The sequence below is a fragment of the Siphonobacter aquaeclarae genome (assembly GCF_900103285.1).
Taxonomy (GTDB): domain Bacteria; phylum Bacteroidota; class Bacteroidia; order Cytophagales; family Spirosomataceae; genus Siphonobacter; species Siphonobacter aquaeclarae.
Map to the genome: position 1 here is coordinate 12,677 of NZ_FNGS01000004.1, position 25,611 is coordinate 38,287.

Consider the following 25,611-nt stretch of genomic DNA (forward strand, 5'->3'; position numbering starts at 1 on the left):
GGGCTTCCCAGCCCGCCTCTCTGTCTTATTTTACAGACCGAGAACTTTCCGGTTGAATGCCTCGTCGGCGCCGACGTTGGCAAAATCGTCAAAAGCCCGCTCCGTTACCCGGATCATGTGGTTCGCGATGAAGGGGGCTCCTTCGGCTGCGCCCTGCTCGGGGTGTTTGATGGCGCATTCCCATTCGAGAACGGCCCATCCGTCGTAGTCATACTGCGCCATCTTGCTGAAGATGCTGCTGAAGTCGACCTGACCATCGCCGAGTGAACGGAACCGTCCGGCACGCTCTACCCAACCCTGGAAGCCGCCATAAACACCCTGCTTACCGGTCGGGTTGAATTCGGCGTCCTTCACGTGGAAGGCAAAAATCCGCTCGTGGTAGAAATCGATAAACTGGAGGTAGTCGAGTTGCTGCAGCACGAAGTGGCTGGGGTCGTAGTTGATCCCGGCGCGGGGGTGGTTATTGAGCTTATCTAGGAACAGCTCAAACGTCACACCGTCATGTACGTCTTCACCGGGGTGAAGTTCGTAACCGACGTTGACGCCTGCTTCGTCAAACGCATTGAGAATCGGCGTCCAGCGCTTGGCCAGTTCGGTGAAACCCGTTTCCACGAGTCCTGCGGGGCGCTGCGGCCAGGGGTAGATAAACGGCCAGTTCAGCGCACCGGTGAAGGTTACGTGGGAAGTCAGGCCGAGGTTCTGGCTGGCTTTCGCCGCCCAGATCAGTTGCTGGGTAGCCCAGGCTTGCTGCTCAGCGGGTTTATCGGCCAGTTCGGCGGGACCAAACCCGGCAAACATCGGGGCATAAGCCGGGTGTACGGCTACCAGCTGACCCTGGAGGTGGGTAGAAAGCTCGGTAATTTCCACACCGATTTCTGCCAGCTTGCCTTTGTACTCGTCGCAATAGGTTTTGGATTCGGCTGCCGTCTTGAGATCGATCATGCGCGGATCCCAGGTCGGGATCTGGATACCTTTGTACCCGAGGTTCTGCATGTATCCGGCGATGCCTTCAAGGCTATTGAAGGGTTCGGTATCTCCGAGGAACTGGGCCAGGAAGATAGCGGGGCCTTTGATGTTTTTCATCGTATTTCCGTGTTGAATGAACAGAGGAAGGCCAGGCCTTCCTCCGAAAGAAAAAGAAATAGGCTAGACTTCCACCCAGGCCTGCTTGCGGTTCGATTCCAGAATCTTTTCGCAGATCAGGAGCTCCCGGTAGCCGTCGGCAAACGTCGGGAAGGTCGGGTTTTCCGGCATCTTACCAGCTTCCACCGCCGCATACACCTCTTTGAAGAGTTGTTTCGACGTATCGGGGAAGCCTTCGTTGTGTCCGCCGGGGAACGTAATGATCGACCGGGCGTCGGGATATACCAGGGAAGGGTCCCGCATGACAACTTCGTTGTAGCCGTCACGGTTACCGAGCCAGAGTTCGTTCGGTGCTTCGGAGTTCCAGGCGAAGGTTTTCTTCGAACCGGCGATTTCCAGTTTGAGCTGGTTCTTACGGCCGGCTGATACCTGGGAAACCGTGATTACGCCCTTGTTGCCGTTGTTGAAACGCAGGAGTACGTTGGCGTGGTCTTCCGTATTGATGGGGACATCCGCATAATCTTCCGGCTGAAGCATTTTACCGGAATAGGTTTCGACCGGTTTCAGAGGCTTCTTACGGGTTTTGTGGATGGTATTGAAATCGGCGAGGACGGATACCGTCTTCAGGCCCGTGATGTACTCGATGATGTCCATCAGGTGGGAACCGATATCGGCGATGGCACGGCTGTCGCCCGACTTATCCGGCTCCAGACGCCAGTTGTAGTCGGTTTCGTAAAACAGCCAGTCCTGCAGGTAGGAACCGATGATGGAGTACACGTCGCCCAGGTCGCCGTTTTCCCGCATGGCTTTCATCTGGCGGGCGAGCGGGTAGTACCGGAGGTTGAAGTGAACGGCATTGACGAGGCCGGTCTGGGCAGCAAGTTCAACGAGCTCTTCGGCTTCGTGGAGGTCTTTTGCCAGGGGTTTTTCACAAACGACGTGCTTGCCTGCGAGCAGGGCAGCTTTGGACTGCGTGTAGTGCAGGAAGTTGGGCGTACAGATGTGCACGACCTGAATATCCTCCTGCTTGAGCAGTTCGTCGAAGGTGTAGGAACGGGCAATACCCAGTTGTGCGGCCTTGGCAGCGGCGAGTTCGGGAGTCACCTCACAGAGAGCGGCCACTTCTACATTCGGCAGTCGCCGGAGCGCTTCGATGTGCGCAGGACCGATGAAACCCGTTCCGACAACACCAACTTTAATTTTCGTCATTGTACTGAGTGGAGAGTTGTGTGTAACGTTTTGTAAGGGATGAGTGATTTATTCAAACTTCGTCCAGACGGCGCCATCGGCGTTCGATTTCAGGACGGTGTCGATGAAGGCCATTCCCCGTACGCCTTCTTCGATTCCGGGGAAGTCGAAGTCGGGATCCGGCTCCTCGCCGGCCTCTTTGGCGCGGACGGCTTTGGCAAAATTGCGGTAAAGACTGGCGAAGGTTTCGACGTAGCCTTCCGGGTGACCGGCGGGTTGCCGGGTATGCACCTGGGCCGCGCGGGAGACGGCGTTGACGCCGGTACGGATCACCTTCGTTCCGGTATCCTGGTTGAGGAGCAACAGGGTATTCGGCTCCATCTGGCGCCATTTCAGGCCACCAAGTTCGCCGTAAATCCGGATATTGAGGTCGTTCTCTTCGCCGTGGCAAATCTGGCTGTTGTGCAGAATACCTTTGGCTCCGTTCTCGAAATGGAGGAGCATATTGGCGTCGTCGTCCAGGCGGCGGCCTTCAACAAAGATGGACAGGTCGGCAAGGAGTTCGGTGATTTTCAGTCCGGTAATGTACTCGGCCAGGTTTTCGGCGTGGGTGCCGATGTCGCCTACGCCGCCAGCGGCTCCGCTGCGGGCCGGGTCGGTGCGCCAGTCGGCCTGCCGATTGGTTCCTGCGCCTTCGACAAGCTTGTACAGCCAGCCCTGCGGATATTCGACGATCACCTTGCGAACTTTCCCGATGACGCCGGTGCGGATCAGGTGCCGCGCTTCCTTGACCATCGGATACGCCGTGTAGTTATGGGTCAGGCAGAAAACGAGGTTTGTTTTTTCCCAGATTTTCTTCAGTTCTTCGGCTTCGGCCCGGTTGAGCGTGATCGGCTTGTCGAGTACGACGTGGAAACCGTTTTCAAGCGCCATTTTGGCCGGGGGAAAGTGAACGTGGTTGGGTGTCACGATGGCCACGAAATCCATCCGTTCTCCTTCCGGAAGCTCCTTTTCTTTCAGGATCATCTCCTCGTAGCTGCCGTATACCCGTTCAGCCGGAAGGTAAAGGGCTTCGCCTGTGGCTTTTGATTTTTCCGGGTTGGAACTGAAAGCACCGCACACCAGCTCAATTTCGCCGTCAAGAGCGGCGCCGCGACGATGAACGGCTCCGATAAAGGCATCCAGACTGCCGCCGATCATCCCCATGCGCAATTTTCTGGCCATAAGTATAGAGGTCTGTTTGAAATGTAGAAGAAAAAGAAGGAAACTGCGTTCCTTACCCGATACGGGCGCCAAAGTTTGACAAGAAATCCCACTTTTCAAATGAGGAAGGGCAAGAACTCGGGCAAAGTCCTGACCCCCAGCTTCGATAAGAGATTTACAAGAATAAAGATCATTCTTTCTAGCAAAAATGGCTTGCATTTCGTTTTTTAGCCGCGCCAATTGCAAGAACCGCACCTCTTGCATTCACCAAACCATTCACTGTAAACAACTTATCTAAACCTAAATGGCTATGATCCAGTCCATCAACCGGACCCGCCTGTTCAACGCCAGCTGCTTCGGGCTTATCACGACAGCTATGATCTTTGCGATCCGGGCAGGTATTCTCAATCAGTTGGGAACCGAATTCGCGCTCAACTCAAAGGAGCTCGGATACGTCAACCAGATGGCCTTTCTAGGATTCCCGATTGCCATGATCATCGGGGGCCCCCTCTATAATATTATCGGTCCCAAGAAAATCGCCTGGGTAGCATTCTTCACCCACCTCCTCGGTATTGTGCTGACGATCTTCGCCGACGGTTTCTGGAGCCTCCTTCTTTCTACTTTCCTCGTCGGTTTCGGCAACGGTACTATCGAAGCCGCCTGTAACCCGATGATCGCCGATATGTATGACGGAAACGTGACCACCAAAATGCTGAACCGCTTCCATATGTGGTTCCCCGGTGGTATCGTGATCGGCAGCCTTGTCTCTGAATTCATGACGAAAGCCAACCTCGGCTGGCAATTCCAAATGGGCATCATCCTGATTCCCCTCTTTATCTATGGTATTCTGTTCCTCGGACAGCAGTTCCCGGAAAGCACGGCAGAAGAAGGCCAGTCCAACGCCACCAACATCAAGGCGATGCTCTCTCCGCTGTACATTTTCATGCTGATCTGCATGGCCCTGACGGCTATTTCCGAATTCGGTCCCGAACAATGGATCGGCCCTATCCTCGGTAAAGCCGGCGCCAGCCCGATGCTCATCCTCGCCCTCGTAACGGGTCTGATGGCCGTTGGCCGCTATTTCGCCGGTCCGCTCGTTCACAGCCTCAACCCGACAGGCGTGCTGTGGGGTTCAGCCGTTTTCGCAACGATCGGTATTGTGCTCATGAGCCAGGCTACCGGCCCGATGGTCTACATCTCTGCCGTCGTTTTCGCGATTGGCGTGTGCTATTTCTGGCCGACGATGATCGGCTTCGTCGCCGAGTATATTCCGAAAGCCGGCGCCTTCGGGATGTCCATCATCGGCGGTATGGGTATGTTCTCGACGTCTATCTTCCAGCCCATTATCGGTGGCTGGCTGGATAACGAAAAGGCAAATGCCGCTGCCCGCGGTCTTACCGGCGACGCTGCCGACCTGGCCGCCGGTCAGGCTACTCTCGACAACATGGCCCTGTTCCCTGCTATCCTGATCGTTGCCTTCGGCGCGCTCTGGTTCTTCATGCGGAACAAGAAGCCCCACCACCATACCGACGAAACGTTCGCTGCCCAGAAGTCCTGAGCCGACCTGCTCCGTCCTGTTAAAAGCCTGACTAACAACCGTTGGTCAGGCTTTTTTCGTTAGTTTTATCCCTGCTTCGTATAAAGGCAATTTTGTATTTTTTCCAGCAAAAATGCTATCAGTTTTACCCGTACGATAGCCCTAGTTTTGTTATTCGAAAAGTTGACAAACTACTGATTATTCTCTAAACACTATGAATACCAGGCTCTGGATGGGAGCGGGTTTGCTGGTCGCCGGAGCACTCGGATACCTGACGATCTTCCGGCACGACAAGGTCGATTTCAACACCCAGGTCAAACCCCTCATCAACAAGAACTGCATTGCCTGTCACGGTGGGGTAAAGCGGGCCGGAGGACTCAGTCTGCTCTTCCGGGAAGAAGCTGTTGCCCCCACTGAATCCGGGAAACCCGCCATTATCCCCGGAGACGCCAAAAATTCTGAATTCATCCGCCGCCTTCACCTTACCGATCCCGAGGAGCGCATGCCACTCAAAGGCCCTGCACTCAAACAGGAAGATATTGATCTCCTCACGCAGTGGATCGACGAAGGTGCGGAATGGGGCAATCACTGGGCCTATACCGCCCCGCAGCGACCTCAAGTACCCGGCGGTTCGTTCTTCTCCGGTATTTTTGATTTTCTTTCCGGAGAAAAAGCAGCCCGGCCGATTGATCGCTTCATCGACCGGAAACTGAAAGAAGAGAAACTCGAGTCCTTGCCGCAGGCGGACCCGACGGTGCTGATCCGGCGGGTATCACTCGACCTGACCGGCCTGCCGCCGTCTTCCAAAATCCTCGATTCCTATCTCAAAAATCCGACAGAAGCCGCTTATGCCCAGGCCGTCGATTCACTGCTGGCTTCTCCGCATTTCGGGGAAAAATGGGCGGCGATGTGGATGGACCTCGCCCGCTACGCCGATTCCAAAGGATATGAGCGGGATGATCGCCGGGATATCTGGCGCTACCGCGACTGGCTCATCAAAGCCTTCAATACCGATAAGCCCTATGATCAGTTTCTGGTAGAACAAATGGCGGGAGATCTCCTTCCCCAGCCTACTGACGATCAGTTGCTGGCGACCGCCTTCCACCGGAATACCATGACGAACGACGAAGGCGGGACCAATAACGAAGAGTTCCGGACCGCCGCCGTCCTCGACCGCGTGAATACTACCTGGGAAGTACTGAACTCGACCACGTTCGCCTGCGTGCAGTGCCATAGTCACCCGTATGATCCTTTCCGGCACGAAGAGTACTACAAGTTCCTGGCCTTCTTTAATAACAGCCGGGACGAGGATACCTATGGCGACTACCCCCGCCTGCGGCATTTCGAAGGCGACAACGAAGCGAAACTGAAACGCCTGACCGGCTGGCTGACAACCAGCGCGTCTCCGGAAGAAAAAGCACGTATCATCCGCCTGCTCAAAACCTGGGAGCCACATATCAACTCCCTCACGGCGGATAAATTCGTCAATAGTGCGCTGGCCGATGAAAAGTGGCTGGCTATGCGGCAAAATGGATCTGCGCGGTTTACCCGTGTCAACCTGACCGGTAAAACAGTGCTGCTGACGAAATTCCAGTCCTTTCTGCCGAATAGTTTCTGGGAAATCCGGATGGACAAGCCCGACGGGCCGTTGCTGACACGCATCCGCCTGGATACCACGACCGTGAAGCCCAGCCGCTGGTTTGCCGAATATACTATCCCCGCGACGCAGGGTGTACACGACCTGTATTTCTCTGTCTCTTCTACCGATAAAGTACTCAAAGACCGCCCCGAGGCCAATATTGCTATGTGGGACTGGTTTGCGTTCCAAGCGCCCTTTCCCGGTGAAGGCAAACCCGGCTATGACGAAAACAAGGCCCTGTTTGCCGAATTACTGCGGACAGGTATGCCATCGACGCCTGTTATGCAGGAAAACCCGGCCGATATGGCACGGGAAACTCACGTCTTTGACCGGGGAAATCGCCTGGTATTGGGCAAAAAAGTAGAGCCTGACGTACCGCATTCACTGCCGCCGCTTCCGAAAGATGCCCCCCGAAACCGCCTCGGCCTGGCCCGCTGGATGGTATCGCCGCAGCATCCGCTTACGGCACGAACGGCCGTTAACCGGTTCTGGGAACAGCTGTTTGGCATTGGACTGGTGGAAACGCTGGAAGACTTTGGTACACAGGGATTTACCCCGTCCAACCCTGAGCTGCTCGACTACCTGGCGGTGGAGTTTTCGACAGAATGGAAATGGGATGTGAAGCGACTTTTGAAGGAAATCGTTCTGACACAGGCCTACCAGCGTGATTCGAAAGCCTCGGCCGAAGCGCTGGAGCGGGACCCGGCGAACCGGTATTTTGCCCGGGGACCGCGTGTCCGCCTTTCGTCTGAGCAAATCCGTGATCAGATGCTGGCCGTTTCGGGACTTCTCTCCGGCAAACTATACGGCCCGGGCGTTATGCCTTTTCAGCCGGAAGGCGTGTGGGCATCGCCGTACAACGGAGATTCCTGGCGGTTGTCAGAAGGCGAAGACCGCTACCGTCGTGCCGTCTATACATTCTGGAAACGGACAAGCCCGTATCCATCGATGATGGCGTTTGACGGCGCCAGCCGGGAAGTCTGCCTGGCCCGTCGCATCCGTACCAATACGCCCCTCCAGGCGCTGGTAACACTCAACGATCCGGTGGCGGTAGAAGCGGCCCGGCAGCTTTCCTACCGGATGGCGAAGGAGTCTTCCCCCGAAAAACAGATCCGCAGCGGGTACCGGGCCGTCATGATCCGGGACATCCAGTCTGCCAAACTGGCCGTGCTGCTCCAACTCTACCAGGAAGCGCTGGCGGAGTACCGGGTGAAGCCGGCTGCCGCGAAAGAACTGCTGCAGGATTGCTATGGCGCCCGACCGGCAGAACGTGCGGCGCTGACGACGGTGGCGTCCGCCCTGTTGAACCTGGATGAATTTATCGTCAAAGAATAAGCCGACTAAGGAAAACGACGTCCTGATACGTCTTTGGGAAAAGCGCCGGACAGGCGGGGATATCCCTGGCAATCAGGACTTATTCACAAAGCTTCATGCTCAGCAAATCGCTTTTGGAAGAACTCCGCGAGGAGACGCTGCGATCGGATACGCGCCGCCATTTCCTCAAACAATGCACGACAGGCCTCGGAATGATGGCGATGTCGTCTCTGGCGGGCTGCTGGTCGCCTTCAAAAAACGACCCGGTAGCTGTTGCCAATCCAATGGCGGCCCGGTTTCCGCATTTTCCGGGGAAAGCTAAGTCGGTTATCTACATCCACTGTGCAGGTTCGCCAAGCCAACTGGAGCTATTTGATTACAAACCGGAGCTGATCAAGGTCAGCGGCAAGGAATGTCCTCCTTCGTTTCTGGAAGGCAAAACGTTTGCTTTTATCAGGGGAGTACCGAAGATGTTGGGCCCGCAGGGGCAGTTTGCCCAGCGCGGGCAATCTGGCGCGTACGTATCTGACTATTTGCCTCAATTTCAGTCGGTTGTCGATAATGTCTCTTTCCTGAAGGCGATGCATACCGACCAGTTCAATCACGCGCCGGCGCAGCTGTTCATGCATACCGGCAGCGCGCGCCTGGGCCGGCCGAGTATGGGTTCCTGGGTGACATACGGGTTGGGGACGGAAAACCAGAACCTGCCTGGGTTCGTGGTACTCGCCTCAGGCGGCAAGGCACCGGACGCCGGAAAATCAGTCTGGGGCAGCGGGTTTCTGCCTTCGGTCTACCAGGGCGTTCAATGCCGGACGGAAGGCGATCCGGTACTGTACCTGTCCGACCCCGACGGCGTCAGCCGGAACCTGAAGAAAAAGACCATCGACGCGATTTCGAAGGTCAACGAGCAGCATTACCAGGAATTTCACGACCCGGAGACGGTTGCCCGCATCAGCCAGTACGAAATGGCCTTCAAGATGCAGATGTCGGTGCCCGAAATCATGGATGTCTCGAAAGAACCGCAGCATATTCTTGATATGTATGGGGTAGATCCGGCACAGGGTTCTTTCGCACGTAATATCCTGTTATCCAGAAGACTCGTCGAAAAAGGCGTGCGTTTTGTGCAGTTGTTTGACTGGGGATGGGATTCGCACGGAACCGACTCCGGCGGCTCGCTGGAAGTAGGCCTCCGGAATAAATGCCGGCAGGTAGACAAAGCCATGACGGCCCTGCTTCTCGACCTGAAACAACGCGGAATGCTCGACGAAGTACTCGTTGTCTGGGGCGGCGAATTCGGCCGGACGCCGATGGCTGAAAACCGCGAAGGCCGCGCCAACCCGTACATGGGGCGCGACCACCACACGGAAGCCTTCACCGTCTGGCTGGCCGGCGGAGGTGTCAAGGAAGGGTTTTCCTGGGGTGAAACCGATCCGATGGGATACAGCGGGATTTCGGGGCGAACGCACGTACATGACCTCCAGGCAACGATCCTTCATTGCCTGGGATTTGATCACGAAAAACTCACGTATGAATTTCAGGGACGGCCGTTCCGGCTGACCGACGTTCACGGAAAAGTAATCCGGGAAATCCTTGCCTGACAGGGATTTCACTAATTTGCTCTTTTCGTAACGAACCGAACAAAACATGAAAAAAGCGACATTCCTCCTTCTTCTTCTTGCACCGTTTGCCGGCCAGGCGCAGGTACACCTTGAAAAGCTCTGGGAAACGGATACGACCCAGCTCCGGACGCCGGAGTCGGTATTATGGGACCCTTCGTCGAAGTCGCTGTACATCAGCAACATCGACGGAAAACCCTGGGAAGCAGACGGCAAGGGATTTATTTCAACGCTGGCGCAGAACGGCGTCGTCCAGACCGCCCAATGGGCTACCGGCCTGAATGCCCCCAAAGGAATGGGCATTTCAAAAGGGAAACTATATGTAGCCGACCTGGCGGAAGTAGCGGTTATTGACCTTCGCACGGGTAAGATCCTGCGGAAAATTGCGCCGGAAGGGGCCAAAAACCTGAACGACGTAGCCGTAGGTCCGGACGGAGATATCTATGTAACCGATTCTGCTACCAGCCGGATTTATGTTATCAAGGGCAATAAGGCGGAACTCTATCTTGAAAATGCGGAAATCCAGCGCCCGAACGGTATCCGCTGGGTCGGCAAGCGGCTTTTTGTCTTCGATGCCGGCAAGGGCGGATTCTATGAAGTCAACGCTGATAAAAGTCTGAAAAAGCTCGCCGAGGGTATGCCCTCCGGCGACGGCATCGAGCCGCTCGGCGATGGCTTTCTCCTCTCCCGCTGGGCAGGTATTGTGCATCACCTCAGCGCCGACGGTAAACTTACCCAGGTACTGGACCTGACGGCAGAGAAAAAGAATACGGCGGACATCGGCTTCGACCCGCAGAAACGCATCCTGTACATCCCGACGTTCAACGCCAACAGCGTTGTAGCCTATCAGGTACACTAACTCTTTTGTTAACTGTTTTTTACATGGACGAACATCGTCGCAATTTCCTCAAAACCACCGGAATGACTGCTATCGGAATGATGCTCTCCGGCCGTTCGTACGGCAAGGACGAACAAATTATCGGCCACAATACCCACCGTTACAAGGTGGTACCGGGCTGGGGCATTCTCGATGCCGGAAAGAACCCTGTCAACGACTGCCACGAGCTGGTAGAAGACAGCAAGGGGCGGATTATCCTGCTGACGAATGAGACGAAAAACAACGTCCTCATTTACGACAAATCCGGCAAGCTTCTGGAAGCCTGGGGGACTACCTACCCCGGCGCGCACGGGCTCACAATTGGTGGAGAGGAGTCGGATCAGTTCCTCCTCATTGCCGATAACAACCGGCACCAGATCATCAAAACGGACCTCAAAGGCAGGGAACTGATGAAGATCGAATACCCGAAGGAAACGGGGGTATACGACTCGCCGAATCAGTTTGTGCCGACCGAAACAGCTATCAACCCGGCAAACGGGGATATCTATGTGGCTGACGGATACGGGGCCAATTATATCATCCAATACGATTCAAAAGGAAAGTATATCCGGCATTTCGGCGGGCGGGGCGATAGTCTCACCGAGCAGTTTGACTGCTGCCACGGCGTGCTGGTGGATACGCGGAATGCGAAGAACCCGACGCTGCTCGTGACAGACCGGCGCCGGAACTGCCTGAAGCGGTTTACGCTCGACGGCAAGTACCTTGCTACCATCGCGCTGCCGGGCTCGTACATCTGCCGGCCGCGCCTCCACGGGGATCATATCTTTGGTGCGGTATTCCGGTCGACCTCCGATGCCTACCCCGATTCCGGCTATTTCCAGGTTCTGGACAAAAATGACAAGGTCGTTTCGACCCCGGGCGGTTCTGCTCCTGAATATGTCAACGGACAACTGCAGGAGCAGCGGAAGGACCGGAGTTTTGCGGCATTCCTGCATCCGCACGACGTGTATGTAGATTCAGATGAAAACGTCTACGTCGCGCAGTGGGCTTCGAAGAAAACCTATCCCATCAAATTGCAACGCGTCTAGTTGTTCCGGCCTCCGGAAGATCGTTCCGGAGGCCTTACTTTACCTCAAAACCCGACCATCCGGTCTGCTTTATTCATGGAAGCTTTTGCTGAGCTGCTGGGGAGACTACACCCGTTAATTGTCCATTTGCCTATCGGAATTCTGCTGCTGGGCGTTTTTCTCTACTTCTTTTCCCGAAGGACGCCCGCGCTGCAACCGGCGGTACCGGTTACCCTTTTCTGGGGGGCGGTTACGGCTGTTTTTGCCTGCGTGGCGGGGTATTTCCTGAAGCTGTCGGGCGGGTACGAAGAGCAGGCCCTGGCCCTGCACCAGAATACGGGCATCGCCACAGCGGTGCTGGCGGTACTGGCCTGGCTGGCGGTACGCAACGGAGAAAACGTCGCCTGGATTGGCAAGTTGCGTACCGGGATTATCAGCCTGACGGCGCTGTTTCTGTTTGTCGCCGGGCACTTCGGCGGAAATCTCACGCACGGAGAAGACTTTCTGACTCAGCCGGTTATGGCACTTCTGGGAAAGGAGGCACCTGCTCAGCAAGCCGCAGCGCCGAAAATCACAGACATCAACAAAGCAGTGGTATACGCCGACCTGGTCGAGCCCATCTTCAAGCAGAAATGCTGGCAATGCCACAACGCCAAAAAGATCAAGGGAGAGCTGCGCATGGATGAAATCGAGCTTTTTCTGAAAGGCGGGAAACACGGAAAGGTACTGGTACCCGGGCATGCGGATCAGAGCGAGCTCGTCAAGCGGCTGTTGCTGCCCGAAGAAGACGACCACCACATGCCTCCGAAAGGCAAAACGCAGCTGACGGACGAAGAAGTAGCGCTGGTTCAATGGTGGATTGCCAATGGAAAGGCGGATTTCAAGGCAGTCGTAGCCTCCGTTCCGGCGGATGAAAAAATAAAACCTTTTCTGGCGAAGTACGGCGGTGGAAGCAGTGCGGCAGATAGCGGTCCGGATCTCGAGCAGCAGGTACTGGCAGGGAAGGTATCGGCCGGAGACGCGTCGCTCATCAAAAAACTGACGGCTCAAAACGTATTGGTGTTACCTGTGGCCAACGAATCGAACTTCCTGGCGGTGAATACGGTGAACGCTGCGGAATTCAGCGATGCGCAAGCCGACTGGCTCACGGGCCTCAGCGACCAGATAGTCTGGCTGAAATTGGGCGATACGAAGGTGAGCGATCAGGCCCTGAAATCGGTGGCCCGGTTGAAGAACCTGACGCGGCTTTCGCTGGAGCATACGACGGTCTCGGATGCGGGTGTCGGTTCGCTGAAAGACCTCCATCAACTGCAAAACCTGAACCTGGTTGGCACAAAAGTCTCCGACCAATCTGTAGAGGCGCTCGGGCAGCTCAAACAGCTCCGGACGCTGTACCTCTGGCAGACGCAGTTCACCCCGGCGGGTGTTGAAAAACTCCGGAAGCTGCTGCCGCATACGCAGGTGGATTTCGGCGGATATGACCTGCCGAAACTGACGTCAGACACGCTCATTTACAAGGACAAGCCCAAGACCACCTGACCGGTACCGAATCAGGCATTAACCCGTCAAAAAATTGGACGGAACGCATTTTTCACATCATCTTCAAAAGAAAATGAACTTTTTCAACCGGCAGACTTGCGTTTCGTCCACCAAACTTCCTATATTTGCACCACGTTAAACGAAACGGCGTCAAAAAACGCCTCGAATAGCGAAAAAATGGTCCGTTCGTCTAGGGGTTAGGACGTATCCCTTTCACGGATAAAACACGGGTTCGATTCCCGTACGGACTACGAAAATTAAGTTTGTCACCCTGGATCCTCCCGATCCGGGGTTTTTTATTGTCCCGGATTCTGATCCTTCGGGACAAGCTAAAGTCTCTTACTTTGCCTGGTTTTCGAATGCTAATAATCCATTGCCTTTTTGAGTGTATTTCCGGCGCTATCAAATTCGAAGTTGGTTATCCGGTACGGATTACCTAAAACGGCCGTCCTTGGCCATTTGAAGCTACTGGTATTCTTTTTCTGGTCTTCAACGCCGTAGTAAGCCTTGATGATCGAGTATTTCATCGTTGTCAGATCATGCGATTTGACGTAACGGTAACCGGTCTGTTTTATACGTTTATAAACGCGGTCAGAAACCAATTCCTCATACTCTTTGAGCGCCTCAGGGTCGACCGCGTTGACAATTTCCTTTCCCTTGTCCGCTTGATAAAACAGTACCAGGCGTTGATCGGCAACAATGGTAAAGGACGACGGCAAGTTATCACGGTATGAATCATCCAATACAATGCCGGCTTTCCAAAATTCATGTCCCTGGTCGTCTTTCCAGAACAACACCTTGACTACCCCAACAGGAAGAAACTCTTTGTCTTTTGTCTCTATCTGACTGAATAATGGCGCAGACTCGGCGGCATAGATACTCAGCGCCTCAAACATGAACTTGTTCTCTTTCATCAGATCCCGCTCTTTGATTTTCAAAAATTGTGCCTGCGTGGAAACGCTCAGGCAAAACGCCATGCATTGGAACGTCATTTTGATCATCGTTATCTGTCTCATCTGTAAGTGTTGTTTGCAGTACTCACATTACCGCTTCCGTTAAATGTAACTTCACAATCGTAATTAACGAAAGACAGCTGGACATTAAGTAATTGTGCCCGGGAAGGCCACGTACCATTAGCCATTCCAGCGGCAAATACCTGATCATGGGCAACGCACGGCTCATAGCTTCCTATCGGATGTGTATGTACAATCCTGGCTCTTATGATAAGTTGCGACAGGGCTGTCCACTCAAGGCGTAGCCAACCAAGTCTGTCTTCAGACACGTAGTTCCGCCGCAGTTATCGGCGTATAGTATAGCGACGTTCTCCCTTTGCGCATTCTCGTAGACGTTGGAGATCGTCGGGCGCTCAGGGGGTATTTCCGGCCGGCCGACAGGATGACAAATGAATCTTTTGCGGCCTTAACTCCAACAATTTCAGCCTTGAACACCTTTCGCCCAAATGACACTCTCCATGCGAATGCGTTTCCCTCTAGTTCCGCGCGCGTGCGACCGCACGTGGCAAACGTGACCGAAAACGGCATCTATCGCGCCCTAGAAAGTCGTTCCGGTAGGCATCCTGACGTATCTGAAAGAGTTTAATTACTTCATCCGAGAAGCGACACTCGCCCTGTCCTTACGGAGAAAAGAGCCGGGCCCAGAGTTACTTCCGCGGGCCCGAATCACATTTTTGGATTTTCATGCCAGGCGAACGCCTGCGAAAATCAGTGCGTACCACGTACTCAACTCTTAGAAATTCGTGCCGAAATTTTCTGAATTCCGGTTATCACCGTTCAAAATCAGTCAGTTAGAAGAAAATGTTTTGGAATTCACTCTATTAACTCGCCCGGCGAGGCACGAAGTCATGCCCAGGATACCAATCAATAATTATAGTTACCTCTGCGCAACAATTGAGTACTATCTTCGTTTTTGCGTTTTTTTGCCTAATACTTATATATGACAAAATAAAGAATATTTAATTAATTTACACCAATAAATTGTATTTTTCAAATACCTAGATTGCATTTTGATAACTATATTGATATTAGGCAAATTTTAAAGAAAAAGGCCGTCTCCGAGTATGTTTTGCGGACTCATCGGAAACCGGCCTAAATGGTTCAATCTATTCACAATTAAACCTAAGCGAAGTTAATGAAAACTTTCGTTCATTCAATCGTGCTCGCACTCGTTGCCAGCAGTCTTTTCTTTGCGTGTCAAAAAGAAGCAGAGGAGACCAACCCGGCTCTTCCGAAAAAGCCAACAAACGGGTATAGCAAAGACACGTTTAAAAGGAAAGATGCATCAGAGGTCGATTACTATCAGTTCAAAAGAAATTATTGGCCGGGTGTTCCTGATCCGTATGACACGTATATCGAAGGGAAACTGGGCGGATCAACTTCCGGTGCCGGCCCACTCGACGTGAAATACTACGAGGATGGAACCGGAGCCGGGGGACCATCGCCATATCTGGGAGATTCTCCGATGTTTATTATGGATATCGCTGATCAGCAGGCCTATCCGAAGTTTGCAAACTTGGTACGCAACATTCGTTACTTTGTTGAAAACGATGTTGCGGTTTTAAATGCACTGATCAAATGGTCAGCAATGAGTAAGGATGAAGTTTTGCAACGCCTCAATTTTGGACAGGGCCCTAAAATCGTGATAAAGGAGTTGAACGGGTCGTTTGGATATTTTAAGGCAAGTGAAAATCCTAATGTAATCAACATCGCTAAAAGCTGGGTACTGGGCGTCGAAACAGCAAACCTTAAAAGCACGTTTCAAGCCACTTCATTCTTGATGGCCGTTACCATCCTGCATGAATCTGTGCACCAAGCACGTCACCAACAACATGTCGACGAAGACACCTGGGAATATGGCTGGGGATTTGAGGAGTCTGCCTTTGGAGAAATAGTCGACGCCACTAACGCTTATCAATATTCATGGAGGATGTACAAAAAATGAGAACGATTCTTTCGATACTTTTTCTGGGTATGGCTGGCATTTTCTCAGCCACTTCCTGTAGCAGTCCTGGAAGCGAAGACGTCAGATTAAATCAGACTGATTCGTCAGAAGTTATCCAACTAAGTCTACAACAGCTTTTTGATGTAGGAAAGGGGCAGTTGAACCCTATCTACTACCAGGATACTGTTATGCTTGTGACGTCCCGGATTTCGGATCGAAAATATCAAGTAACGATTAATGGAAGGCCGACGTTGTTCCTTCCAAAATCGCCGGAAAGATCTGAGATAAACTGGAAAGAGCCCCAACCAATCGTTGAGGTGTTCTCCTTCCAAATTCCCACAAAGGACAGTTGTAACCTGGAGATTCGCTTACCCACAACCGGGCTGTTTTACAACGCATCTGCAAAAAAGGGCAGCAATCATCGATGGAATGTAACCGTTGGAGACCCGGGCCATTATAAATAACATCAATGATTAAGGAGTCCCGACCAGCCTATGGCTGGTCGGGACTTGTGTTTATAACAGACCATCATCCAGCTGCCAACCCCCAGAATCCGCCCATATCCTGTTTGGCATAGTCGCTAAGCAGGTATTGCCACATCTGATCGCCGGCTTCCGTAATGTGTGTAGCTTCCCATAGCGAGATTCGCGCATCCTGTTTGGAGGATTTGTCCTTTTTAAACTCCGACCCCTACAAGTTGGTAACGGTCCGGTGCCCTGTCTGTTTGGATGCCTTCAGCCATACAGATCAGTTGTGGCCGTTGAAACGGAATGCCCAGAGCGTTTCCCCTTTACACAGAGCGGCGGAACCATCTCATGCGTCCAGGGCTGCCCTAACGCGTGGCGATTGACCTTCCAACCGGCCTTTACCAGCCGCTCAGCAAACCTGACAGCGTTATTTCCTACCCGTCTGTCAGCCTCACTAAAATGTATCACGTTACCGATGACCTCCACACCGTCGTTCAGATCAACCACCGCCATACCTCGCTTCAATAATGCTTCTGCATGCCGGGCAAATACACAAAAATCCTCACTCTCAACCCCTTACCCTCTTCCCCATAAAAAACTTTCCTCCACCCCTTGCATACCCCCTTTTTCATCCCTTATATTTGCACCCTCGCAAGACGGAAAACACTTTCCCACTGTGAAAAACGGTCCGTTCGTCTAGGGGTTAGGACGTATCCCTTTCACGGATAAAACACGGGTTCGATTCCCGTACGGACTACTTAAAACGAAGCCCTGACGCATGCGTCAGGGCTTTTTGCTTTCTTACCGTTGCGGAGAGCAGACCTATCCCCTCGCGTATTTGTTGACTACCTTGCCGCTCGCGTAAGCAGTGGAACTCTCGAGCTTAAGCAGTTTCCGGCCTTCGAAAATGGGCATCCCGGCGCCGATCGCAATCGGGCAGCGGATGAGGTAGTATTCGTCGATCAGGTCGGCGTTGATCAGCGAACGCACAAAACCCGCGCCGCCGTAAACCAGGATATCCTTACCCGGCTCCTGTTTCAGGGCCTGTACCGCTGCCACGAGATCGCCGTTTTCGACGGTCAGGTTCCGGCCTGGAAGCTCAGAGTGGGTCCGGCTGAACGCAATCTTACGGGTATCGACCATCAACCGCGCCAGAGGCAGTTCAACACTGTCGGGCTTGGTATCTACCACACTTTCCCAGTAGCTCGTAAAACCCGGCGTCATTTTTCGCCCCAACAGAATGGTATCACTGCTATCGGCCATGTCGATGATCTTTTGAAAAAGGACTTCGTCCCGTATTCCGTTTGCCCAAATCCAATCGCCCTGCCCTTCCGGTCCTGCTACAAAACCGTCGAGGGTTATTTGCATCTGTAACTTCAGCTTTCTCATATCCCTGGCTTAAAAAGTGTTGGAGGTTTTTCTTTTGACAAATATCCTCGGTCTGCTTCGAACAGCGCGGGCACGAACACGACAAAAGGGGTGGCTGTTTGCGTAAATCATTCAAGCGGCAGCCTCGTCCGTGCGTAACACATACCCAATGCGGTATTTTCTTACGTATCTCAGGTTTATCTACTGGTAATATTCTGTCTTTTTCTCTGCGATATTCTACTTATAAAATCTCCAGGCTCTGTTTCCTTTTTCCATCGATTCTACTACCTTTCCAGCAGGCAACCAGCTTCTTTTTCGTTTGAATATGCCTCTTCCGGGCGGCTCTGTTCCCGCCGAAAACACAGCCTCATCCGAATCGGCAATGCCGGCGACCTTTTCTTAACCAAAACGATCTTGCTATGCATCACCTTCAACACTTCTCCCCCGTCAGCCCGCCCTGATACCGCCGGGTGACATTACGCGCAATCCTTGTGTAGCGAACTGCATTGCCCGGAGAGACCGCTCTTCCGCGGCGTCACGCAGTCGCGCATCGTTCGACGGCCAACGCCGTGATTTCCCTCCTTATCACGCGCTTTTTGCCTGCGCTTCCTTGCCGGCAAAAGCAGCAACGAGCCCCATTTCTTAATCGTACGACAATGAAAACGCTTTTCCCCAAATTTTCCCTGGTCGCAGCGGTGGCAGCGACCCTGGTTGCCTGTCATTCCTACGAAATCACCCCTTCGACAGAAATTACCCCCCATTCGGCCGGCCGGGTCGACGCCCTGACGGAAGAGATCGTACCCAACCAATTACTGGTGAAATTCAAAGGCGCCGTCTCCGATTCAAAAAAGGCAGAAATACTCACCAAGCTCGGCGGCAAGCTGAAGGAAAAGATCCTTACCAAAATGATGCAGAAGTTCGGCGATAACGACGGCGTCTGGCTCATTGACCTGCCTCTTCCCGCGCTGGAAGCATTAGCCAAAACCAAAGCGTTCGGTGAAATCGAATATGCCGAACCCAACTACGTGTATACGCACCAGGCAACTTCTGACGACCCGTATTTCACCAATGGCTCGCTTTGGGGCATGTATGGCGACGGCACCACACCCGCCAATGCCTATGGAACCCAGGCCGCAAAAGCCTGGGCAGCCGGTAACACCGGTTCGGGAACCGTGTATGTCGGTATTATCGATGAGGGATACATGTATACCCACCCCGATCTGGCGCCGAATGCCGGTACCAATCCCTATGAAATAGCCGGGAACGGCGTCGACGACGACGGAAACGGCTATATAGATGACGTATATGGCTGGGACTTTGACGGAAATAACAACTCGGTTTTCGACGGGGCCGACGATGATCACGGTACGCACGTGGCCGGTACCATCGGAGCCCGCGGTGGAAACGGCGTCGGCGTAGCAGGCATTTGCTGGAACGTCAAACTTCTCAGCGCGAAATTTCTGGGTCGACGCGGCGGTACCACCGCGAATGCGATCAAGGCAGTCGACTACTTTACCTTCCTCAAAAACAAGGGATTGAATATCGTCGCAACGAATAATTCCTGGGGCGGCGGCGGCTTTTCACAGGCGCTCCAGGATGCGATTACACGGGCAAACCAGGCCGGTATACTATTCATCGCAGCGGCAGGAAACAACTCCAGCAATAACGATGCAACGGCTAACTACCCGTCAAATTACCCCGTCGCCAACGTCATTGCCGTGGCGTCGATTACGTCAACGGGCGGCTTATCCAGTTTCTCCAACTACGGCGCGACACAGGTAGACCTCGGCGCGCCGGGTTCAGGAATCTACTCGACGGTGCCCGTCAGCTCCAAGGGAAAAATCGTTCCCGGCTATGCGAGCTACAGCGGCACGTCAATGGCAACGCCGCACGTCACCGGCGCAGCGGCCCTCTACGCTGCCTCCCACCCGGGCTCCCCGGCGGCAACGATCAAAAGTGCTATTCTCGGTGCTGTGGTCGCAACGCCGTCTCTTTCCGGAAAGTGCGTAACCGGCGGAAGATTGAATGTTGCGGGTTTCTAGGTTAGACGAATTCAGAAAAAAGGGAGTAACGTCAAATGTTACTCCCTTTTTTCGTGTGCCGGTTGAATTACCCCTGCCCGATTTCCAGCCGTTCAATCTTTCCTTCCCTGTTTACATGAAACTTGAAATACGTCCGGAAATCGCCCCAGGTGTCGCTGTGAAAATGACCGTAGATTGACAGGCCGTTGTCCTCAACACGATCGATGGAGGTAAAACGTTCATGACCGATGGCTTCGGACGAAAAGCGGTGGAGATCACGTGGATTGCCGTCGTCAAAAAACTGCGCATTCGGCGCAAAGAGTGCATTCCAGGCCTTCGCGTCGCCTTTTTGCCACGCTTCAATGGCTGCCCGGGAAACGGGATGGGTAATTGCAGAATAGTCCATAGTTGGTGGAAGTGTTTGTCAGCCGGCAAGGCCGGCGATGGACAGCAATACTACTAAAAAAATGTGTCTCATTTCTTTATTGCGTTGCGCCTCCGTTTACCAGCAGATGCTGTCCGCTGACAAAGGACGACAGTTCTCCCGCAAAAAACTCGGCGATATTGGCTACGTCTTCCACTTCTGCCAGCCGCCCCATCGGGCAACTGTCTATCAGCGACTTACGCAATTCCGGATAGCTTCCGGCCTCCGCAAAAATCCCTGAATGATCCACGGCAAACGGGATAATCGAATTGACTGTTACGCCGCGGTAACCAATCTCCTTTGACAAAACATCTACCAGATACCGGGGGGTGATTTTACTACCTCCGTAAACCGCCATTCCGGGAACGGGAAAAGCCGTGGTACTGGAGGCAATGTAAATAATCCGTCCGTTATTTTCTACCTGGAGCGCCGCCTGCTGCATCGTGAAGTAAGCGCCTTTCGTATTGATTGAAAACAGGCGGTCAAACTGCTCCTCGGTAAACTGCGTCACGGGTGTTTCCACCATTTCAATACCGGCGTTGGCCACTACAATATCAATCTTTCCAAAAGCGGTTTTCGCTTCGCGGAAAAGGCGTTCAATGCCGGCTACGTTGCTGACGTCGGCCCGGATGGAAATCACCCGTACCCCCATTGCCTGAATCGTTTTTTCGGCTTCTTCGGCGGACGCTTTGTCTCGGGAATAGTTCAGTACGATATCGGCGCCCAGTGCCGCATATCGCTCGGCGATGGCCCTGCCCAAACCGCGGGCCGAGCCCGTAATCAAGGCTACTTTGTTGTGAAGGGATTGCATGTCGCTGCGTGAAATTAAAAGATGAAGAATCAGGCCATTGCGCCGTTGAGACCAATGGTCTGGCCCGATATCCATTTGGCATCATCGCCAGCCAGAAAAACAACTATCCGGGCAATATCTTCCGGTTCGCCGATGCGGTTAAAGGCATTCAGCGCAGCGAGGCGATCGAGGGTTTCCTGTGTTTTTCCGACGAGAAAAAGCTCCGTATTGGTCGGACCCGGAAGTACTGCATTCACATTGATACCCCGCGCACCAACTTCCTTCGCAAATACCCGGGTAAGCTGTTCGACAGCGCCTTTGGTCGCGACATAGGTACCGTAAGTCGGCAGCATCATGCGCGTGGTAGAAGACGAGAAATTGATAATCGTGCCGTTGTCGGCCAGTCGCGTAGCAGCTTCACGAAGCGTATTGAACGTACCGCGGACATTGATTTCAAACTGGCGGGTAAATTCTTCGTCGGTAGTATCCCTGATCAGTTTATAAATAAGAATACCGGCGTTATTAATCAGGACGTCAATCCGGCCGAAACGTTCGATAGAAGCATCAAAAAGGACTTTTACTTCATCCGGTTTGCTGACGTCGGCCCGGACCGCAAAGGCTTCTCCGCCCTTTTCCACAATGGATTGTACGGTAGCTTCGGCATCTGCCCGGCGACCGGCATAGTTGACAATTACCTTCGCGCCGGCTGCGGCGAGGTGCTGAGCCACGGCAGCGCCGATTCCACGGGAAGCGCCGGTTACGAGGATTACTTTCTGAGCGAGCGAGTTCATTTGCTGTTCGTTTTATGTTGTCCGGAAGAACAACACAAAGGTCGCCGGCGCCCCCGCCGCTCAACGTACACGAACAAAAGGAGGTGTTGCAAATATCTCAGGTATTGCCTCAGGCCTGCCGGCTGCGGTAAGCAGCCGGACTGATCCCGGTATGTTTCCGGAAGTAATTGCTGAAATGCGGGGTTTCCAGAAAGCCAAGACGGGCAGCTATTTCCTTCACGGGAAGGTCCCGGTTTTGCAGCAGTACTTTTGCCTCGGCGATGGTTTTGTCGGCAATCCAGGCAGAAACAGACTTTCCCGTTTTACTGCTGATGACAGAGGAAAGATAGTTGACATGCAGGGATTGTTTGTCGGCATAATCCTGTACACGTAACGGTATTTCCGCCTGGCCGCCAACCAATTCGCGAAAATGCTGTTCGAGGTTTCGCTTGAAAGTTTTTACGATCTGCGAACTCCGGTTTCCTTCGTAAATAGGATTGTAATCCCGGAAGAAATATTCCTTGATTTTGAGCAGCAGCGCCACCATTAAACTCCCGGCAATTTTGTTCCGGAACGGAGAATCTCCGTGGTGCTCCCGGTAGATCAGCCGGTAAAGATCTTCCATCCCTCTGAACTGATCCGGGTTCAGTATTTGCGGGCGTATGGTTTCGGTCAGGAGAAAGGAAAAATCCCGGTACACTTCCGGGTGTACATACTCTTTCAGAAAACCTTCATTAAACGTAATCAGGCAGACATCCTGAATGGATTGCCACTCGAAAATCCGGTAGTTGCCGGGGTTGGTGAAATAGACTGTCCCGGGCCGGATTTCAAACCTTTGGTCATCAATGGTATAACTGCCATGTGCCTCCCGGATAAACAGAAAGCTGAAGTAATCCGGCCGGAAGGGTTCGGAACGGAAAGGCAGGTTCCGGAACGTCTGCTGCAGGTAATGAATGGTAAACCCGGATGCAGCGTCGACGAAATCGACGGGAACACCCAGTTTTTCATACAATTCATGCAGGTTCTGCGCGGAGATTGTTTGCATGCAGTTCGGAAGGAATTATGTAAAAATAACGGTCTGCTTTATTCGGAAGACGGGTTTGTTTCCCCGCTATCCGTTTTCGACGACCAACCGTTTGAAAAGCCGGTCCTACCGTATACTCATTTTACAAGCATGCATCCGGCTTCAATCCTACCTTTGCACCGATTTCAGTGTTCAAACCTTCAACGTTTATGAAAAAGTTTCTACTCGCAGGAGTATTGGCGGTCGCCATCACTGCCGCCTCTGCTCAGACAACCAAGCCGGCCGTAAAAGCCAAAACCGGCACCACCGCGAAAAAGCCGGCAGCGAAGAAACCGGTCGCCGCAACTACGAAAAAGCCGGTCGTCCAAACAGCCAAAGCCGACTCGGCAACGGCTGTTGCTTCGGCTACGCCACCGGCTCCCGCGCCGGCGACGGTCGTCGCCCAAACCGCGCCGGCCGCGACTCAGCCTGCGCCGCAATCCGCTACTAAACCCGCCGCCCAACCGGCAGCGGCCAAGAAAACCCCCTCGCCGAAGGGTTCGACGTCTGCTTTCCGCGGACGGGGCTACGCCGGCCTGAAAGCAGGGGGGAATTATACGACGTTAGTCAACGCCGGCGACGGGGTAAAAACCGGGTTTGCGCCCGGCTTTCACGGGGGCCTGGTTTTCGTCCTGCCGATGAGCAACTCGGTTGCCTTCCAGCCGGAAATTCTGTACAACCGGAATGCGATGAAGGGAGAAGATCCTTTTGATCCGTCGATCAAAGCGACCCTGTCAACCAGTTCACTGGATATTCCGCTGTTGTTCCGTTTTTCGTTTGGAGACAAGACCCAGTTTTTCTTCAACATAGGACCTGTTGGAAGCTACCTGCTCGGTGTTTCAACAAAGGTTGACGGCACCACGCACAAATCAGACATGAGCGGGCTGAAGTTTGCTGACCGCGCCAGCTACGCAGCAGCAGGAGGCATCGGTGCGGCGTTTAACATGGCCGGCGGTCAGGTATTTGTGGAAGCACGCGGGCACTATGGTCTGGGTGATTTCAGTAATGGGTTCTATAAGTCCGATGTGGCGAAGCCCCTTTTTGTTACGCTGTCATTGGGCTACCTTCTCGCACTCTGATTCATGCTCCGCGCGGCAGACCGGCGCAGCTCTTTTTCGACGGAACTGCCTGAAACTAAAAAAGCCGACCCGGGGTCGGCTTTTTTAGTTTTTCAAATTTCTCCAGCCTACTTTCTTGAGGCGGTTGAGGTATTTGCGGAAGGTCAGTTCGGTGACTTCGCTCAGACCGAGAGACCCTCTCCACAAACCGGACCGGTGATTGCCCTCGACGTAGTAATGGCAGCCGGGCATCAGGTCAAGAGTCAGTTCTTCCTTCAGGCGCGGAACCAGCGTGAGGCCCGCAATTGCCGATTCGATATGAACGGGACCTGCTTCAACCTGCAGGGCCATACTGCCCCAGTTGTCCAGCTTGCCCACGTATTCGCCGTTGATCCAAACATTAAACCGGCGGAAAAACGCTTTTTTCTCCCCTACCCGATACACGTACACGATGGCTTTGTCTTCGTCCGGTTCCTCTGATTTTCCCCAGACCAGGCTTGATAGCCAGGACAATGGGTTAAGCGTCTCTTCCATAATAATTGCAGGGTTTACTGCCGGAAAGGTACGATGTCCTCCGGTAGTTTGGGAAGCCTTTCAGATTAAAATTATTGGCCGGTTCGCTAATGGCGGGCCTTGTGCAGGGTCATCGGCCGGCGGACGAGGGAATCGGCCAGGGAAAAGGAAACGGCAGGTTCAAGACCCGGCAAAATCGGCGCCGCTCCGCCCCAGCGAAGGATGCGAAGCCTGACCTGCGCAACACCCTTGCCGATGACGCCCAGCAGGCGTGCGCCGGTTTCGGACATGTCGATGAGGCGATGCCGGGAAAAAGGCCCGCGGTCATTGATCCGGACAATAATCGACTTTTTGGTATCCGTGCTGGTGACTTCTACCAGGGTATTGAACGGCCAGGTCCGATGGGCGGCGGTCAGAAAATCCTGATCGAACCGTTCACCGGCTGCGGTTTTCTTTCCTTCGAACTTGGAATGATAGAAGGAGGCGAGGCCTTTGACTTCGGCGACAGTCTGAGCCTTAACCTTCCCGAATGCGAAACAACTCAGAAGAGCCGAAATCTGTAACACTTTCATGCGGTCGAGAGATTCGGTGAGCGGTGCAAAGGTCGGACTATTCCGGGAAATCCCCAAGCTTTCGTCCGTCCGGATCACCCGCAGATTCGTTAAGTGCTTCCTTTTCAGGTGCTAAAAGAGAACGTATCCCGCCGCACCCGTCGTGTCTTTTATTGGAAATATCCAATATTTACCTGTTCATATTAAATTTTCATTAAAAACTATGTAAATACAAAACATATAATTATTCAAATAAAATATTTACCTAATTAATTATTTCAATTCTGATTTTTTAATTAAACTCAAAATATTATCCCGAATGAAGGATTTTTCACACTCATATATTTGGTATTTTAAAATTTTACATATAATCTTGTACCTATAAATAATTCAATCGTCTCCACCAGACAAGCTTTCACGGCCGCACTTGGAAAGCTTGTTTTTCGGACAGGTACCGGATCGCATACATCCGCAGACAAAGTCAACGTATAGTCGCTGCGTTGGCGGCCTTTCCGAACGCTCATACGATTCTCATATACACTGCCGGTCGGCGTTGCTGACAGGCATGGTAGACGATACTGCTTGACGTGCTTTCCGGAAGTAC

21 protein-coding genes and 2 tRNA genes are annotated in these 25,611 nt (G+C 53.2%); 12 read left to right on the top strand and 11 right to left on the bottom strand.

Annotated features, from left to right (window positions below; all coding sequences use genetic code 11):
- Nucleotides 1–30 precede the first annotated feature (30 nt).
- The 3 genes from BLR09_RS10505 to BLR09_RS10515 form a co-directional block, all read right to left on the bottom strand.
- Nucleotides 31–1,083, bottom strand: a complete 1,053-nt coding sequence (locus BLR09_RS10505) for a sugar phosphate isomerase/epimerase family protein (RefSeq protein WP_093201508.1) — start codon at nt 1,081–1,083, stop codon at nt 31–33.
- 63 nt (nt 1,084–1,146) lie between these two features.
- On the bottom strand, nt 1,147–2,292 hold the full coding sequence (locus BLR09_RS10510; protein ID WP_093201510.1) for a Gfo/Idh/MocA family protein: 1,146 nt from the start codon (nt 2,290–2,292) through the stop codon (nt 1,147–1,149).
- Nucleotides 2,293–2,340: 48 nt separating this feature from the next.
- The gene (locus BLR09_RS10515) at nt 2,341–3,477 is read right to left on the bottom strand and encodes a Gfo/Idh/MocA family protein (protein ID WP_093202815.1); all 1,137 of its coding nucleotides are present in this window, start codon (nt 3,475–3,477) and stop codon (nt 2,341–2,343) included.
- A gap of 307 nt (nt 3,478–3,784) precedes the next feature.
- On the opposite strand from BLR09_RS10515, the gene BLR09_RS10520 reads away from it, so the two are divergent.
- From BLR09_RS10520 to BLR09_RS10550, 7 genes are all read left to right on the top strand, one after another.
- Nucleotides 3,785–5,032, top strand: a complete 1,248-nt coding sequence (locus BLR09_RS10520) for an MFS transporter (protein ID WP_093201513.1) — start codon at nt 3,785–3,787, stop codon at nt 5,030–5,032.
- 193 nt (nt 5,033–5,225) lie between these two features.
- Entirely contained in the window at nt 5,226–7,985 is a 2,760-nt protein-coding gene (locus tag BLR09_RS10525) for a DUF1553 domain-containing protein (protein WP_093201516.1), read from the top strand.
- A 95-nt stretch (nt 7,986–8,080) separates the two neighbouring features.
- The gene (locus BLR09_RS10530) at nt 8,081–9,562 is read left to right on the top strand and encodes a DUF1501 domain-containing protein (protein ID WP_093201518.1); all 1,482 of its coding nucleotides are present in this window, start codon (nt 8,081–8,083) and stop codon (nt 9,560–9,562) included.
- 46 nt (nt 9,563–9,608) lie between these two features.
- Nucleotides 9,609–10,439 carry an SMP-30/gluconolactonase/LRE family protein gene (locus BLR09_RS10535; RefSeq protein WP_093201521.1) on the top strand — a complete coding sequence of 277 codons (831 nt, stop codon included), beginning with the start codon at nt 9,609–9,611 and terminating at the stop codon, nt 10,437–10,439.
- Between the two features lie 62 nt (nt 10,440–10,501).
- Nucleotides 10,502–11,506, top strand: coding sequence for an NHL repeat-containing protein (locus BLR09_RS10540; RefSeq protein ID WP_394331405.1), 1,005 nt, complete (start codon nt 10,502–10,504; stop codon nt 11,504–11,506).
- Between the two features lie 75 nt (nt 11,507–11,581).
- The gene (locus tag BLR09_RS10545) at nt 11,582–13,024 is read left to right on the top strand and encodes a c-type cytochrome domain-containing protein (RefSeq protein ID WP_093201526.1); all 1,443 of its coding nucleotides are present in this window, start codon (nt 11,582–11,584) and stop codon (nt 13,022–13,024) included.
- Between the two features lie 179 nt (nt 13,025–13,203).
- A tRNA-Glu gene (locus BLR09_RS10550) sits at nt 13,204–13,275 on the top strand.
- A 111-nt stretch (nt 13,276–13,386) separates the two neighbouring features.
- Here the strand turns inward: BLR09_RS10550 and BLR09_RS10555 are convergent.
- Nucleotides 13,387–14,025, bottom strand: coding sequence for a hypothetical protein (locus BLR09_RS10555; protein ID WP_143011075.1), 639 nt, complete (start codon nt 14,023–14,025; stop codon nt 13,387–13,389).
- Nucleotides 14,026–15,172: 1,147 nt separating this feature from the next.
- Between BLR09_RS10555 and BLR09_RS10560 the strand changes: the two genes are divergently transcribed.
- From BLR09_RS10560 to BLR09_RS10575, 3 genes are all read left to right on the top strand, one after another.
- Nucleotides 15,173–15,982 (top strand): hypothetical protein, encoded by an 810-nt coding sequence (locus BLR09_RS10560; protein ID WP_093201531.1) that lies wholly within the window; start codon nt 15,173–15,175, stop codon nt 15,980–15,982.
- Between the two features lie 839 nt (nt 15,983–16,821).
- Complete coding sequence (locus BLR09_RS25500; RefSeq protein ID WP_176785518.1) at nt 16,822–16,977, top strand: hypothetical protein; 156 nt, start codon at nt 16,822–16,824, stop codon at nt 16,975–16,977.
- A 157-nt stretch (nt 16,978–17,134) separates the two neighbouring features.
- Nucleotides 17,135–17,206 (top strand) — tRNA-Glu (locus BLR09_RS10575).
- A gap of 65 nt (nt 17,207–17,271) precedes the next feature.
- Here the strand turns inward: BLR09_RS10575 and BLR09_RS10580 are convergent.
- A complete protein-coding gene (locus tag BLR09_RS10580; protein WP_093201537.1) occupies nt 17,272–17,838 on the bottom strand; it encodes a dihydrofolate reductase family protein in 567 nt (188 codons plus the stop codon).
- A gap of 635 nt (nt 17,839–18,473) precedes the next feature.
- Between BLR09_RS10580 and BLR09_RS10585 the strand changes: the two genes are divergently transcribed.
- Nucleotides 18,474–19,859, top strand: coding sequence for a S8 family peptidase (locus tag BLR09_RS10585; RefSeq protein WP_093201540.1), 1,386 nt, complete (start codon nt 18,474–18,476; stop codon nt 19,857–19,859).
- Nucleotides 19,860–19,926: 67 nt separating this feature from the next.
- On the opposite strand, the gene BLR09_RS10590 is transcribed toward BLR09_RS10585, so the two are convergent.
- From BLR09_RS10590 to BLR09_RS10605, 4 genes are all read right to left on the bottom strand, one after another.
- On the bottom strand, nt 19,927–20,244 hold the full coding sequence (locus tag BLR09_RS10590; RefSeq protein WP_093201542.1) for a Cif family virulence factor: 318 nt from the start codon (nt 20,242–20,244) through the stop codon (nt 19,927–19,929).
- Nucleotides 20,245–20,320: 76 nt separating this feature from the next.
- Nucleotides 20,321–21,073: an SDR family oxidoreductase gene (locus BLR09_RS10595; protein WP_093201545.1), complete on the bottom strand. Its 753-nt coding sequence runs from the start codon at nt 21,071–21,073 to the stop codon at nt 20,321–20,323.
- A gap of 29 nt (nt 21,074–21,102) precedes the next feature.
- A complete protein-coding gene (locus BLR09_RS10600; protein WP_093201547.1) occupies nt 21,103–21,843 on the bottom strand; it encodes an SDR family oxidoreductase in 741 nt (246 codons plus the stop codon).
- 109 nt (nt 21,844–21,952) lie between these two features.
- Complete coding sequence (locus tag BLR09_RS10605; RefSeq protein ID WP_093201550.1) at nt 21,953–22,867, bottom strand: helix-turn-helix domain-containing protein; 915 nt, start codon at nt 22,865–22,867, stop codon at nt 21,953–21,955.
- Nucleotides 22,868–23,055: 188 nt separating this feature from the next.
- Here BLR09_RS10605 and BLR09_RS10610 point away from each other — a divergent pair, with 188 nt between their 5' ends.
- Nucleotides 23,056–23,964 (top strand): porin family protein, encoded by a 909-nt coding sequence (locus tag BLR09_RS10610; protein WP_093201552.1) that lies wholly within the window; start codon nt 23,056–23,058, stop codon nt 23,962–23,964.
- Between the two features lie 84 nt (nt 23,965–24,048).
- Here the strand turns inward: BLR09_RS10610 and BLR09_RS10615 are convergent, their stop codons facing one another.
- Both BLR09_RS10615 and BLR09_RS10620 read right to left on the bottom strand, forming a co-directional pair.
- Nucleotides 24,049–24,477 carry a hypothetical protein gene (locus BLR09_RS10615; protein ID WP_093201555.1) on the bottom strand — a complete coding sequence of 143 codons (429 nt, stop codon included), beginning with the start codon at nt 24,475–24,477 and terminating at the stop codon, nt 24,049–24,051.
- An 86-nt stretch (nt 24,478–24,563) separates the two neighbouring features.
- Nucleotides 24,564–25,028: a septal ring lytic transglycosylase RlpA family protein gene (locus BLR09_RS10620; protein ID WP_093202818.1), complete on the bottom strand. Its 465-nt coding sequence runs from the start codon at nt 25,026–25,028 to the stop codon at nt 24,564–24,566.
- Nucleotides 25,029–25,611: the final 583 nt, after the last annotated feature.